Source organism: Paenibacillus sp. FSL K6-0276 (genome assembly GCF_037977235.1).
Classification (GTDB): Bacteria; Bacillota; Bacilli; order Paenibacillales; family Paenibacillaceae; genus Paenibacillus_AQ.
Genome location: NZ_CP150276.1, coordinates 2110812 through 2124524, shown reverse-complemented (window position 1 = coordinate 2124524; position 13713 = coordinate 2110812). Strand labels below are relative to the sequence as shown.

General features: G+C 44.9%; 15 protein-coding genes. 7 read left to right on the top strand and 8 right to left on the bottom strand.

Going from position 1 to position 13713, the window contains the following annotated elements:
* Nucleotides 1-77: 77 nt before the first annotated feature.
* Entirely contained in the window at nt 78-1325 is a 1248-nt protein-coding gene (locus MHH52_RS09690) for an MFS transporter (RefSeq protein WP_340008216.1), read from the top strand.
* A gap of 313 nt (nt 1326-1638) precedes the next feature.
* Here MHH52_RS09690 and MHH52_RS09685 read toward each other — a convergent pair whose 3' ends face one another.
* The gene (locus MHH52_RS09685) at nt 1639-1836 is read right to left on the bottom strand and encodes a cold shock domain-containing protein (protein ID WP_283911224.1); all 198 of its coding nucleotides are present in this window, start codon (nt 1834-1836) and stop codon (nt 1639-1641) included.
* Nucleotides 1837-2010: 174 nt separating this feature from the next.
* Between MHH52_RS09685 and MHH52_RS09680 the strand changes: the two genes are divergently transcribed.
* From MHH52_RS09680 to MHH52_RS09655, 6 genes are all read left to right on the top strand, one after another.
* Nucleotides 2011-2244, top strand: a complete 234-nt coding sequence (locus tag MHH52_RS09680) for a hypothetical protein (RefSeq protein WP_313639042.1) — start codon at nt 2011-2013, stop codon at nt 2242-2244.
* Between the two features lie 6 nt (nt 2245-2250).
* Nucleotides 2251-2421 carry a hypothetical protein gene (locus tag MHH52_RS09675; protein ID WP_313639041.1) on the top strand — a complete coding sequence of 57 codons (171 nt, stop codon included), beginning with the start codon at nt 2251-2253 and terminating at the stop codon, nt 2419-2421.
* A 313-nt stretch (nt 2422-2734) separates the two neighbouring features.
* Nucleotides 2735-4525: an oligoendopeptidase F gene (gene pepF, locus MHH52_RS09670; protein ID WP_340008213.1), complete on the top strand. Its 1791-nt coding sequence runs from the start codon at nt 2735-2737 to the stop codon at nt 4523-4525.
* Nucleotides 4526-4612: 87 nt separating this feature from the next.
* On the top strand, nt 4613-4927 hold the full coding sequence (locus tag MHH52_RS09665; RefSeq protein ID WP_313639039.1) for a lipopolysaccharide assembly protein LapA domain-containing protein: 315 nt from the start codon (nt 4613-4615) through the stop codon (nt 4925-4927).
* Nucleotides 4927-5967, top strand: a complete 1041-nt coding sequence (locus MHH52_RS09660) for a M42 family metallopeptidase (RefSeq protein ID WP_340009575.1) — start codon at nt 4927-4929, stop codon at nt 5965-5967. The genes MHH52_RS09665 and MHH52_RS09660 overlap by 1 nt, the downstream gene beginning before the upstream one ends.
* Nucleotides 5951-6781 (top strand): hypothetical protein, encoded by an 831-nt coding sequence (locus MHH52_RS09655; protein ID WP_340008211.1) that lies wholly within the window; start codon nt 5951-5953, stop codon nt 6779-6781. Before MHH52_RS09660 ends, MHH52_RS09655 begins: the two co-directional genes overlap by 17 nt.
* 54 nt (nt 6782-6835) lie before the next feature.
* Here the strand turns inward: MHH52_RS09655 and MHH52_RS09650 are convergent, their stop codons facing one another.
* Genes MHH52_RS09650 through MHH52_RS09620 form a run of 7 tightly spaced genes read right to left on the bottom strand, consistent with a single transcriptional unit; the run spans nt 6836 to nt 13594 of the window.
* Nucleotides 6836-7321 (bottom strand): tetratricopeptide repeat protein, encoded by a 486-nt coding sequence (locus MHH52_RS09650; RefSeq protein ID WP_340008209.1) that lies wholly within the window; start codon nt 7319-7321, stop codon nt 6836-6838.
* A gap of 39 nt (nt 7322-7360) precedes the next feature.
* On the bottom strand, nt 7361-9298 hold the full coding sequence (locus MHH52_RS09645) for an ABC-F family ATP-binding cassette domain-containing protein (RefSeq protein ID WP_340008207.1): 1938 nt from the start codon (nt 9296-9298) through the stop codon (nt 7361-7363).
* A gap of 54 nt (nt 9299-9352) precedes the next feature.
* Nucleotides 9353-9955, bottom strand: a complete 603-nt coding sequence (locus tag MHH52_RS09640) for a helix-turn-helix domain-containing protein (RefSeq protein ID WP_340008205.1) — start codon at nt 9953-9955, stop codon at nt 9353-9355.
* Nucleotides 9956-9966: 11 nt separating this feature from the next.
* The gene (locus MHH52_RS09635) at nt 9967-10770 is read right to left on the bottom strand and encodes a DUF92 domain-containing protein (protein WP_340008204.1); all 804 of its coding nucleotides are present in this window, start codon (nt 10768-10770) and stop codon (nt 9967-9969) included.
* A gap of 23 nt (nt 10771-10793) precedes the next feature.
* Nucleotides 10794-11417 carry a fumarylacetoacetate hydrolase family protein gene (locus tag MHH52_RS09630; RefSeq protein ID WP_340009573.1) on the bottom strand — a complete coding sequence of 208 codons (624 nt, stop codon included), beginning with the start codon at nt 11415-11417 and terminating at the stop codon, nt 10794-10796.
* A gap of 35 nt (nt 11418-11452) precedes the next feature.
* Nucleotides 11453-12187, bottom strand: coding sequence for a glycerophosphodiester phosphodiesterase family protein (locus MHH52_RS09625; protein ID WP_340008203.1), 735 nt, complete (start codon nt 12185-12187; stop codon nt 11453-11455).
* Between the two features lie 18 nt (nt 12188-12205).
* A complete protein-coding gene (locus MHH52_RS09620; protein WP_340008202.1) occupies nt 12206-13594 on the bottom strand; it encodes a CapA family protein in 1389 nt (462 codons plus the stop codon).
* Between the last annotated feature and the right edge of the window lie 119 nt (nt 13595-13713).

Below are 13713 nucleotides of genomic sequence, written 5' to 3'. Positions count from 1 at the left end.
CATTTTGAGATGACGTCCTTCTCCTTATTGCTTTATGCTATACTAGGCGTATTTCAATTTCAGAGGAGTGCAATTTCATGTTTTTAAAACGGACCGGCAGCCCTTACAGTGATCAAAACTGGCTGCGTTCCTTTCTATTTACGATTTATGGCACCAGCGTTCTTGTAGTATCATACTTTCCTTTATTCTACACACATCTAGGATTTAGCAGTTCTCAGGTGGGCTACTTGTATTCCCTTGGCCCCCTCATCTCCATCCTATCCAATCTCTTCTGGAGTATGATAAGTGATAAGCTAGGTACCATTCGAAAGATCATGTTTATTTTACTTGCGGGTCAATTAGTAACCGGACTTCTATTAGCCAGAGCTACCGAATTTTCTACCGTTATGCTTATTTTGTCCTTTTTCTACTTCTTCTATTACCCTGTTTTTCCGCTTGCTGATACAATGGCAATCAAAATTGCGGAACGACACGGGCGAAACTTCATTTCAATTCGCGTATTTGGCTCATTAGGCTATTCCTTCTTTGCTTTAACAGTCGGTTACACTCTAAGAGCTTTAGGGGCTACTTGGAGTCTTACCTTGTGTATAATTATCATTATAATCGCGCTTCTAATTACAATTGGACTAAAGGATGTCAAAAAGCCTGCTCCGGAGCTTCCCAAACAGGAAGATCTTACCGCTGAATCCGGCAAGAAAGAGCACGGGCTTAAAGATATTCTGTTGCAAAAAGAGGTACTATGGTTTTTTGGATGTGTCTTTGTACTCGCGCTGGGCCATAGAATGAACGAAGCTTTTCTCACCATCAGTTTAAAGCAACTAGGCGCTGGTGAGGAAGTGATCGGTTGGGCATTGCTCGCTTCGGCACTCAGTGAAATCCCTGTATTATTTATACTGGGCAGATACGGCGACAGATTTAAAGAACTGCCCTTGCTGGCCTTAGCAAGTCTCATGTATGCCCTTCGTTTCCTACTAATGTCGCTCGCTGATCATCCAGGCTCGATGATCGCGATTCAAGCCATGCATAGTCTATCATTCGGCGTCTTTTTCGTAACATCTGTCCGTTATATCACTCGGATTATTCCTGATCGGCTCCGGGCCACCGGTCTTGCAATCTATACGGTCGTGTGGTCAAGTGCAGCTGGACTTCTTAGTGGTACATTTGGTGGAATGATCTATCAAGATGCGGGACGCCCCACCTTTTATATGGTAGCTGTGGGCTTCAGTGTTCTTGCCTTTATAGGTTTTCTAGGACAACATTTATTGGATTCCAATCGAGATTCGATTCGTTATTTCAAGAAAAGAAGCAAAAAAACTTCACTATAATAGAACGTTACTGATACTCAAAAATATAAAAAAGGTCTTTGCTGTCCCTTTCAATTGGGAATGCAGAGACCTTTTCATCTATGTTGATGTCAATTAAACCAAGAAGAAACGACGTTGTCATCCTTTAAAGATGACAACCGTTTCTCGTAGAAATATAAAGATATTATAGTTGCGTAGCTTATAAATTCTTATATTTGTAAAAAAACACAGTTCTCGAAAGAACTGTGTTCTATAAGTTGGTAACCACTCTTGCAAGGGCTTGCCAAGTAAATTATATATTTGTAGCAGACAGCTTAACTGTCATTGCTGTTTCTTATAATTTTACTACGTTTTCAGCTTGCGGTCCACGATTACCATCAGTGATATCGAATTCTACTTCTTGACCTTCGTCCAAAGTTTTGAATCCGTCACCTTGAATTGCTGAGAAGTGTACGAATACATCTTCGCCGCCTTCTACTTGAAGAAAACCATAACCTTTTTCTGCGTTAAACCATTTTACTGTACCTTTCAATTAAACAACCTCCTAAAAAATAACCGCCATATATGGCGTATAATTATATTATACTGCAATTTTCTGTTCAAATCAATCTTTCAGAGCCCTCAATGTGTGATTTAATTTGCTTTTCCCTTCACCAGTGCGTTATCATTGAGCCAAAAGCCAAAAATCGCCAGGGTGGTAATGATAATGATCAAAAAACATGAAATATACAAAACAGACAAATGGAATATGATGACGGTAGAAGTTCAAGGACGCTATATTGTACTCCGAGAAATCTCCGATCAATGGGGAGAAGAAACACATACCTTCCTTAGTCGTCCAGCTATGATGCAGTGGGTGAACAACCGATTCAACAAAGAATCTTATAAAGATAATGAAGAAGAGTACAGAAATATTATCGCAGCTTTCAAACAGGTATAACAGGATATGAATACAGAAAATCTCGCGATTTATGTTGTCCTAGTCCTATGTCTAGGCGCAGTTCTAATTATGACCAAAGATCGTGTCCCGCCGCAGTTTAAGCGGGGCATGGCCTTAACTGCAGTCATTATGATTCTGTTCGCCTTTATCTTTATAATTTATAGCTTATTGGCATAACTACCATATAAGTATAAACGCCTTCAGCGTCCTTATAAAGGACGGTAAGCGTTTAAGCGAGAAATATAAGACATAAAGTATAGGTGCATAACTTATACTTTCTTATATTTTAAAGAAGACTAAATATTAATAATCGGGACTTAGCAGGGCATACTAAGCTGACTCTACTTTTCAAGAGGAGGACGTCATGCTTATTACACCCAAGTCCATCCCTCTTCTACTTGTGCTCAGCTTGCTACCGGGTGATATATCATCCACAGTATTGCCGAGGGAGATTATGCCTACTACATCTCATCATTCTAGGAGGGTTTCTATGGAACAATTATTGAAAAGAAGCGAAGTACCTGCTGAGAATCGTTGGAAGCTTGAAGATGTGTTTGCTTCTCAGAAGGATTGGGATGCAGAATATGCAGAAGCTAAATCCCTAATCAAAAAAGCTGCGGATTTTCAAGGTACACTAGATTCCGCAGATGCTCTAAAAAAATGTTTTGAGCTGGATGACAAGTTGTCCATCCTAACTGAACGACTCTATGTGTATGCACACATGCGTCAGGATGAAGACACAGCTAATCCCGACTACCAAGCTTTGTCCTCCAAAGCGAAAAAGCTTGGTATAGAAGCAGGCGAGGCATTATCTTTTGTAACCCCAGAAATTCTGGCATTGCCTATAGAAAAGTTGGAACAGTTCATCGCTGATCCGGATCTATCCGCTTATAAATTCACTTTAACTGAAATGAAACGTGAAAAAGCTCACGTGCTGTCTAAGGCTGAAGAAGCACTGCTTGCTCAAGTAGGAAATTTAGCGCAAGCGCCTCAGAACATTTTTAGCATGCTGAACAATGCGGATCTAAAATTCCCCAAGATTAAAGATGAGGATGGCAAAGAAGTTGAGCTGACTCATGGCAACTATATCAAGTTTCTAGAAAGTACAGATCGTGAAGTTCGCCGAAATGCTTTTAAAGCAGTCTACGATACCTACCGGAAGCAAAAGAATACTATCGCAGCAACGCTTAGCGCCAATGTGAATAAGAATGTGTTTTACTCACGGATTCGCAAGTATCCTTCTGTAATGGAAATGTCGCTGTATGGCGATAACATTCCTAAAGAGGTTTACACCAACTTGATTGACACGATACACGAAAGCCTTCCATTGATGCATCGTTATATGAAACTGCGTCAGACGCTGCTAGGTGTCGATGAGCTACATATGTATGATCTGTTTGCACCACTTGTTGATGAATATAAATTAGATATCACCTATGAAGAAGCCAAGAAAATCACTAAAGAGGGTCTCAAACCGCTGGGTGAAGATTATCTGAATGTGCTGCAAAAAGGCTACGACAACGGATGGATCGATGTCTATGAGAACGAGAACAAACGGTCCGGGGCTTACAGCTGGGGGCCATATGGTACGCATCCTTTCGTACTGTTGAACCATAATGATAATCTTAACAGTATGTTTACACTGGCGCATGAGATGGGCCATGCATTACACTCGTATTTTTCGGATAACGCTCTGAATTATCGGGATGCGCAATATACTATTTTCCTGGCAGAGGTTGCTTCTACTACCAATGAAGCGTTGCTTATGGATTATTTACTTAAAAAGTCTAAAGATCCTAAGGAAAAAATGTATTTGCTTACCTACTATGCTGATCAGTTCCGTACAACGATTTTCCGGCAAACGATGTTCGCTGAATTCGAGAAAATCATCCATCAGCGTGTTGAAGAGGGCGATTCGCTTACTCCACAAGATCTTTCGAGTATCTATTACGATCTGAATGTCAAATACTACGGCAAAGAAATGATTATAGATCAGGATATCGAGATGGAATGGGCACGGATCCCGCATTTTTATAACAGTTTCTATGTTTACAAATACGCAACCGGCTTCTCAGCGGCGACTAGCTTTGCCAAACAAATTCTTGAAGAAGGCAAACCAGCAGTAGATCGGTACCTCGGCTTCTTGAAGAGTGGTGGCAGTGACTACTCGATTAATATTCTGTCTAAAGCTGGTGTTGACATGTCTTCTCCTGAACCAATTCGCGAAGCGATGAGTGTATTCGAAGATGTTATCACTCAAATGGAACAGTTGACCAAATAAGGCAGAGAGCTTAGTATTGCATTAATCCCTTGCCCTATTTGGGCAAGGGATTTTATACTGTTATATCCCTTGAGGAGGAAGTATTCAATGAAAATTCAATGGTCACTAATTGCGGGTCTAATCTTCGCACTGCTAACAGCTATATTTGCAGTCATCAACGTGGATCCGGTTCAGGTCAACTTCGGTTTTGATGTAGTTAATATACCGCTCATTCTTGTTATCCTTGGCTGTGCCCTTATTGGCGGTATCATTGTTGGCTCGTACGGAATTTTCCGTCAGTATAAGCTGCAAAAACAAATTAAAAGCATGACAGCTGAGCTAACTAAGCTTCGTGATGCCAGTTCTTCAACGGATTCTTTAAATCTAGACAATGATAGTTTATCGGGAGGATTTCAACCATGATTACCATTCAACCTAATGAAGATTACATACTTTCGATCCTTAAAAAATTGCTTGATACACCGAGCCCCAGCGGCTTCACAGCACAAGTGATGAATCTTGTAGCCGAAGAAGCGGCAGCACTGAATGTACCGTTAAGCTGGAATGAAAAAGGCGGCGTTATTCTTACCGTCCCTGGCCTTGACCCTTCGCGTACTATCGGCATCAGCGCTCACGTGGATACACTTGGAGGCATGGTTCGCTCTGTTAAATCCAATGGTACACTGCGATTGACCTCTGTTGGTGGCTTTGCCATGCACAGCATTGAGAATGAATACTGCGTGATCCATACCCGTAGCGGCAAAGCCTATACAGGAACCATCTTAACCAGCCATCCATCTGTTCACGTATATCCAGATGCTCGTGACTTCAAACGTTCAGAGGAAAACATGGAGGTACGTATTGATGAGCTGGTTTCTTCCAAAGAAGATGTACTCAAGCTTGGCATCTCCGTTGGTGATTTCATATCCTTCGATGCACGTGCGGTGATTACGCCTAGCGGATATATTAAATCCCGTCATCTCGACGACAAGGCGAGCGTTGCTGCCCTTCTTGGACTTTTGGAAAGTATTAAACGTGAAGGCTGGAGACCTCTCCATAATCTTTCCTTCCTCATCTCCAACTACGAGGAAGTAGGTCACGGTACAGCTTGGATTCCTGGTGACATCAATGAAATGATAGCAGTCGATATGGGCGCCATGGGAGACGATCTTAGCTGTAAAGAAACCGATGTATCTATCTGTGCAAAAGACTCTTCAGGACCGTACGATTATGCTATGACAGGCCGTTTAATTGAACTGGCAGATGCACTCGCTATTCCTTATGCCGTTGATGTATATCCAATGTACGGCTCTGATGCTTCGGCTGCTCTGCGGGGCGGCAACAATATTCGTGCAGCACTGATTGGCCCAGGCGTACATGCCTCCCACTCCATGGAACGTACACATAAGCAAGCTGTAGTAAACACTGCTAAGCTTCTCGCTGCTTATGTGGGTACTAACTGAAGCTAGCACTGGCAAGTTAAAGCAGCTCTGGAGACGTAGACAATGGCTGATCGTTTCTCTTCTGCTGCTCTTTATTGTAGGGTTAGCGGTATCGGTGTTCCAAATATTTGGCAATGACAATGAAGGTCCATTTAGTGACCTTCCTCACTCCTATAGCTTTTTGGAAAAAGAGAGTCCGGAAAATGTGCAACTCTATATGATGTCACTTTCGCCAGAAGATATTAAGCTCAGAGCCGCTGATGCACCCCTTCAGCAAGTTATTGCTTATGGGATTAATGGAGGCTTCTTCTATGGAGATGCGCTTCTATCCATTGCTATCATGAATGATAACCCTACTAACGGTGTCAAAAAGGCGTACGGCTCCGGCTGGTTTAACGCTAAATATGCACGAGGAACTCTCGTCTGGGATGGTGCTAGTCGCAGTTTCTCTGTTCAGGTCGCCTCTTCTGGAGCAGAATTGAAGGTTACTGATCGTCAGCATTACTTTGCTCAAGGTGGCATTAGTATGAATCTGAAGCATGAGAATCTCTGGGAATCTGCTATAGCCGAAGAACATCTTCCTTATGCTGATGAGAAACGGATGCGCTCAGGCATGCTGTATGACGATAATGGCAAGCTGTGGCTGATTGTTACGCCAACGCTCTCGACGGCGGCAGAGTTCCGCTCAGCGATCCTACAGACCGTTCCTGCTGAAGGTCTCGAAGGTATCTTCCTAGATGGAGATGGCTCCTCTCAGATGAATGCTGATGAAATCATCTTACCCGGTGACTCTCGTGCTGTGGTGCAAATGATTGCGGTGGATGGAACGAAATAAAGCACAAAGAAGCGATTATCGACTAATACGAGATCGCTTCTTTTTTGATTTCATTCATTCCCAGACTTGCTCTAGCTTATCTGAATAATATGAAATGGCCTTACTATAACTTCTTATTCCTTCATCTGATGAGGTTTCTGCCAGCAATTTAAGTAACATCCCCATAGCCAGACTATGATCTCCAAGGTTATGCTTGGTCATCGCAAGGAACACAGGAAATTCCTTATTCTCTGGGTACTCGCGAACGGCCTGCTCTAGAATTGCTTTGGAGTAATCATATTCTCCGAGTGTTCGGTATGTGCTGCCCAGTCCCAATAGTGCGCCGACTCTCTGCTCCGAAGGTAAGTCTAGTGCTAAACTTTTCTCATAAAAGGGCACTGCCTCGCGTTCCAGACCGAGCACATCATGGGTCCATGCCAATTGATACAGAAGTTCTGCGTCATTAGCATTCTGCTCATATAACTCTAACAGTATCATCCTGGCTTCTTCAGCTTTACCTTCATTTCGCAGGGCTACAGCAGCCTTGAGTTGATTTTCCATACTGAGCCCCTCCCTAGTGTCATAAAAAGACAATCCGGTTTATGCTTTACCAGCGATTTGCTCTGCAAGCTCGTTCAGATAGGTCCAGCGTTCCATCAGACGCTCCAGTTCGGTTTCGGCAAGCCGCTGCTCTTCAACTAACTCCTGCAGTCTCCCAGAGTCAGCAAACGCTGCTTCCATCTCCGCACTAATATCAGTCAAACGCTGCTCCGCAAGCTCGATTTGCTCGTCAATTCCTTCATATTCACGCTGTTCTTTAAAGCTGAATTTGAGTTTGGTCTTGGGAGCTGATGATGCCGCTGAGTTACTACCAGTGTCTGCAGTCTCTTTGCGCTTTGCATTTCCGTCCTCTTTGTTCGATTCCGCATTGCGCGAGGGAACATTTTTGGCCAGCCATTCTTCATACTCGGTATAATCTCCAACATGAAGGCGGATTTCTCCATTTTCAAAAGCAATCAGCTTATCTATAGTGCGATCCAAGAAATAGCGGTCATGTGATACGGTGAAAACAACGCCTGGGAATTCATCCAAATAATCTTCTAAAACAGCCAACGTACCAATATCCAAGTCGTTAGTAGGCTCATCCAATAGCAGTACGTTAGGTGCCCCCATCAATACACGAAGTAGATACAGACGTCTTTTTTCGCCCCCGGATAGTTTCGAGATCGGTGTCCACTGCATGGCAGGAGGGAACAAGAATCGTTCGAGCATTTGGCCAGCCGTAATTACGCTACCGTCAGCCGTACGTATCACTTCCGCTTCTTCCTTCACATATTCAATGGCTCGCATGCTGACATCCATATCCTGATGTTCTTGCGTAAAGTAACCCAACTTAACCGTGGCGCCAAGCTGAACCTCTCCCTTATCCGGCTGCAGCATACCTGCAATCAGATTCAGCAGTGTTGATTTACCACTACCATTCGGGCCTACGATACCTACACGATCCTGTGGTACAGCAATATAGGTTAAGTCTTTAATTAGTTGACGACCATCCAGCGATTTCGACAAATCGTTGATTTCAATGATCTTGCGACCCAAACGTGTCGAGGCCACCGAAATATCCAGCGAACCGTTCGAACTACTTCCTGTACTTTCTTTCAGCTTCTCAAAGCGGTCGATTCTGGCCTTCTGTTTCGTTGAACGAGCCTTGGCTCCGCGACGAATCCAAGCAAGCTCCGTCCGAAGCAGGTTCTTACGCTTCTGCTCCGCAGAGGCTTCACGCTCTTCACGGTCGGCTTTTAGCTCCAGAAAGCGAGAATAATTGGCTTCATAACGATATAACTGGCCACCATCCAGCTCTAGCATGACACTTGCGACACGCTCCAAGAAGTATCGATCATGCGTAACCATTAAAAGGGCGCCGCGCCGTTTCTGTAAATATTGCTCTAACCAAGCCACGGAATCCGTATCAATATGGTTCGTAGGCTCATCCAGAATCAATAGCTCAGATGGAGTAATCAGGGCAGCTGCTAGTGCTACACGTTTCCGTTGACCACCAGACAGCGTATCCATCAGCGCATCGAACTTCACTATGCCTAGCTTAGTAAGAACGCTTTTGGCTTCACTCTCCAAATGCCAAGTACCTGCGGCGTCGATAGCCTGTCCAATCCGCACCAATTTACCTTCCAGTTCTGCATTGCCTGGCTGTTTTTCAAGGAGTGACATCGTCTCCATATACTCGCGCATTGTCGCAAGGTCTGGATCATCTCCGGCGAAGACTTGTTGTAATACCGTATTTGTCGGTTCATAAGGAGGATTCTGTGCCAAGTATTGCACTCGTACATTATTTCCGATCGCAATTTGCCCACCATCCGGAGAATCCAGACCGGCAATTATACGTAAAAACGTTGATTTACCCGTTCCATTCACACCGATCAAGCCAATTTTATCCCGATCGTCCATACCAAATGAAGCATCACTAAAGAGTACTTTCTCTCCATAACTCTTGGAAAGATGTTCCACGGTCATAATATTCATGCTATTTCCTCGCTTGCCTAATATTTTCATAAAACCGGATGCAGCTCAAAACTGCTATTCCACCGGTCTATCATCCTGACCTAAATTCAAGTAATCTAAAGCCCCTTTAATAAAAAGACCCGCAGCGAAATCAGCGCGTTTATACGCATCCTCCTCCGTAAAAGACGGATCGAACAAAATATCCATCTTTAGTCGATCCAACATCCCTATGTAGGACTGCGACATAAGCTCAGGCTCAGACGCTCCACCCTCCAGCAATACCTTCACCACTGCCTGCATGTATTCTTCCATAAAAAGCGTCATATACGCAACAAGCTCTGGGTTATTGTTAGGTGCGCGGAAAAAGAGTTTCGTGTGCCGCTTACGTTCATAATAATAGTAAAGATGATGCTTAGCGATGATCGACAGCTTTCCCGCCAAAGTATTACTAACTTTCAGCATTTCCTGCAAGTCCTGGAGGAATCCTTCACAATCTCGGCGCGTAACCGCCATGAACAATTCTTCCTTACTCTTGAAGTATAAATAAACTGTGCCCTTAGCAATCCCTGCCTGCTCCGCGATTTCCGACATCTTCGTTTCGTAAAATCCGCCTGAACCGAAGAGCTCGTATGCGGCATCCAGAATGGCAGAATGTTTGTGATTGAACGTGCTGCTCATCGGTTCCTCCTTTAAATGATCGTGCCAAGCAGTAAGGCAACAGCCCCTCCGACAATAGAGCTGATAGCATTGACTGCATCATTGCTCATCCACTTCCAGCCACGCGCGTATTCAACCTTCTTGCCGCAGTGGTGTGTACCCTCCACTTCGCGGCCGCAAACGGTGCAGCGGTTCATCTGCTGCACCGTTGCTCCTAGAAAAGAATCCGTAAACGCACCCGCAAGTCCTCCGGCAAGTCCAGCCAATGTAAGTAGCACGAAAGAGTGATCCGGCATGCCGGATATCATTCGCAGCAGCCAGGAAGACGCACCAATAAGTGCGCCTCCTGCGGCGGCGGCCAGCGTACCAAGGCTGGATACGCCACCCGAGGCACCTGCCGGAAGTATTTTACCTGTCAGGACAGACCGGGGTGGCTTCTTGCTGAGTGTACCAATCTCCGTAGCCCATGTATCGGAGGTTACCGTTGCCATAACGCCGATAAATAGAAATTCCCAAAGTTCCATCGGAACAATCGCATTCAGTAGAACGAAAACCATCCCAAGCCCACCATTAGCAAAGACCTGCCCAGCATCTCGGCGACCTGTCTTGGCATAAGTCAGCTCAAGCTCCGCCTTATTATCATGATGAAGCTTAGACAGCAGGCTTGAAGAGATGAAAAAAATCAACAAAATACCAAACCAAAAGGCATTACCAGCACCAAAATAAATGGTTCCCATCACTATTGCGGCAAGCATTCCGGAGAGGCTTAAAGAATGTTTCCAATAAGCCGCTCCCGCAACAAACAAAGCGCCAAGGGCGCCAATAATCCATAGCATAGATTCATCTCCAACAGATGTTTTTAACCGATCAGGCAAGCCCCCATCAGTTTGTCACCCCAGTACAACTCAAAGGAATCTCCTGATACGGTAGGACCTACGCCTTCTGGTGTTCCTGTAAATATCACATCGTCTTTACCCAGCCCGTAACGCGCAGCGATAAAATCGACAATTTTTTGGAGCGAAAAAATCATGTTTTTGACATTACCACGCTGTACTTCAACACCATTTTTCAAGACCGTGAAATCCGTTCCTTCCAGCTCTTCCTTGTCAGGAAACGCAATGTAAGGTGTGAGTGGAGCAGCATTCTTAAACCCTTTAGCTGACGTCCAAGGTAGGCCTTTCTTCTGCAGATCATTATGCAAATCGCGTAGTGTGAAATCCAGTCCCAGGGCCATAACGTCTACCAGATCCTCCACGCTCATACCCGGGACATAATCACGAGCAATACGAAGCACAAGTTCACCTTCATAATGAACCTGACCTGAATCCTTAGGAAGCTGAATGACTGCTTTATCGAGGGAAACCGCCGCATGTGAGGGCTTCAAGAAAATGAGTGGCTCCACGGGTACATTATTTCCCAATTCCGCCGCATGTAGCTTGTAGTTGCGTCCAACACAATATAAATTATTAACAGCAGCGCACACAGACAATCAACTCTCTTTCCCATCGATTTGGATCATTATACTTTTAGAAATGTATCGCTCCATATATCCGGACGGTTTGTACAAATCATTATATCAGAATGCATATCTGCTAAGCGACGCATCTCTTTCCCTTTGTTCACGGTCCAAGCCATAATCTTCACACCTTGCTCAGTCAAAAGCTTAGCCAATCTGGGATTCAGACGCGAGAAGCTGATCGATAGAAGAGAGCACTCCAGTTCATGCAACCTCCGAGCAGGATTACCAAACCTTGAATCAAAGATCAATCCTGTTCGAAAGCGGGGATCTATTTCCTTGATTTTTTTCAACACACCTGTGTCAAAAGAGGTCAAGATCACTTCGTCCCGCATGCCTTTGGAGGAAATAAGATCCGTCACCTTCTGCTCAATGCCAGGATACATGTCGCCCACTGTTTTCAGTTCAATATTCAGACGCAGTCTACCAGTGGCTAGTGAGAGTACCTCTTCCAAAGAAGGCACCCGTTCTCCCCGAAATGAACGCCCTTTCCAGCTACCCGCGTCGAGACGCCGGATATGTTCCCAATCCATGTTCTTCACCTTACCATGACCATTGGTCGTACGGTCCAGTGTATAGTCATGAATGACAACAGGAACACCGTCCTTGGTGAGCTGGACATCCATTTCCATCCAGTGCACAAAAGGCATGGCAATCGCCATCCGGATAGCTCCTAATGTATTCTCCGGAGCTTTACCGGAAAATCCCCGATGGGCTACACACAAATTGTTCATCATAAGGACCTCCCAGGAACCCTATTTTGTAACTTGAGTGACTCTACCGTCGCTGTCTATTTTCACTCGCCCTGCAGATAAGCCTTCAACTTTTTTCAGCAAAAGCTGTCCGTTTACTTCGTTCATCGGTACGGGCTGAGCTAACTCAGCAGTCATAGGCTTCAGCTGTAATGAACATTGACCTTTTTTACTACATTCCGCCTGAAAAACAGCAGTTTCCCACGTGGCAGGTACCGTTGATCTCGTAAAAATAAAATTACCAGTGCTGTAGGCGATCCATTTACCTTTGTACGGCTCTACACCTTGCAACACATGTGGGTGACCGCCAATGACAAGATCGGCTCCCGCATCGACAAAGCTACGTCCGAGTGACTGCTGGATATTATCGAACTGCTCTACCCGTTCCTTGCCCCAATGGACAACTACGACAACCAAATCGGCTTTTTGTTTGGCTGCAGCGATAGCTTTAAGTCCTTCTCTACTATCATACACAGAAGCAAGTCCCGGTTTATTCTTTCTAGCCATCCAATCATTTGTAGGAATTACCCGCGTGAACCCTAACAAGGCGATCTTAATCCCTTTACGTTCAAAATATTGTGCTGAGAATGCTTCTTTACTGTTCAGTCCTGCACCAACATAGGGAATTCCTCTTTCCGAAAGGTGGCTAAGTGTGTCTCGTAAACCTTGCTCCCCTTGATCCAGTGTATGGTTGTTCGCCATATTTACAGCATCCACTCCGGCTGCCTTAAGAGCATCCAGTGCCTTCGGCGCGCCTTTGAATACATACTGCTTATTGACGGCGCCAACCCCACCCGTGGTCACAGGTGTCTCCAGATTCACGACCGTAAGATCGTCCTTCTTAAACATTCCATTCAGAGCGGCATACGAATAATCGTAGCCTTTCTTCTCAAGCAGTTCCCCGGCTTTACCAGAAAAAATAACATCTCCACCAAAATTCAAGGTCACTGTCTTCCCAGAAGCGTTATCTTCCGATGGAAGTCCAGAGACTGAACCATTGTCTGCTATTTGGGAGCTACCTTCATCCGTCGAAGGGGTCGCAGTTGCCTCAGGCGCCTGTGTTTCAATACTCTCTTCACTCTCTGGATCCGGTGTAGGTGTGGCCTCTGGGGCTACCGTAGGAGAAGGGAAAGGAGACTCAGTAGCTTCAGGCGTTACAACTGCTATAGATGCTGTCTCCTGAGCAGTAATATCCGGTGTAGGTGAAGCTGTGACTTGCGCCACCGGAGGCGGCTCCGAACTTCCCTTGAATTTGTCATCCATAAAACTATAGCTGAGCGCTACAGTAATCATCAGAAGAAGACCTGCATTGATCCACATCCAGGCCGTTCTGCTCTTACGTTTGCTCTTATGTTTGTTCTTCTGTCTAGAACGCGATCGCGGCGGATACATGATTTTTATGATCTCCTCTACTCTCAAATTGGTTCTATTATAGCATACCTAGTACCTGTCCCTCCAAAATAAGAGAGTCAGCCAAGTATAAACGCTTTCGGCGTCCTTATAAGGACGGT

Coding starts and splice junctions, on each gene's coding strand:
- MHH52_RS09680 (WP_313639042.1), top strand. CDS start 2,011: ATGATCAAAAAACATGAAATATACAAAACAGACAAATGGAATATGATG.
- MHH52_RS09625 (WP_340008203.1), bottom strand. CDS start 12,187: ATGATGAACAATTTGTGTGTAGCCCATCGGGGATTTTCCGGTAAAGCT.
- MHH52_RS09620 (WP_340008202.1), bottom strand. CDS start 13,594: ATGTATCCGCCGCGATCGCGTTCTAGACAGAAGAACAAACATAAGAGC.
- MHH52_RS09675 (WP_313639041.1), top strand. CDS start 2,251: ATGAATACAGAAAATCTCGCGATTTATGTTGTCCTAGTCCTATGTCTA.
- MHH52_RS09645 (WP_340008207.1), bottom strand. CDS start 9,298: ATGAATATTATGACCGTGGAACATCTTTCCAAGAGTTATGGAGAGAAA.
- MHH52_RS09640 (WP_340008205.1), bottom strand. CDS start 9,955: ATGAGCAGCACGTTCAATCACAAACATTCTGCCATTCTGGATGCCGCA.
- MHH52_RS09665 (WP_313639039.1), top strand. CDS start 4,613: ATGAAAATTCAATGGTCACTAATTGCGGGTCTAATCTTCGCACTGCTA.
- MHH52_RS09655 (WP_340008211.1), top strand. CDS start 5,951: ATGTGGGTACTAACTGAAGCTAGCACTGGCAAGTTAAAGCAGCTCTGG.
- MHH52_RS09690 (WP_340008216.1), top strand. CDS start 78: ATGTTTTTAAAACGGACCGGCAGCCCTTACAGTGATCAAAACTGGCTG.
- MHH52_RS09635 (WP_340008204.1), bottom strand. CDS start 10,770: ATGCTATGGATTATTGGCGCCCTTGGCGCTTTGTTTGTTGCGGGAGCG.
- pepF (WP_340008213.1), top strand. CDS start 2,735: ATGGAACAATTATTGAAAAGAAGCGAAGTACCTGCTGAGAATCGTTGG.
- MHH52_RS09650 (WP_340008209.1), bottom strand. CDS start 7,321: ATGGAAAATCAACTCAAGGCTGCTGTAGCCCTGCGAAATGAAGGTAAA.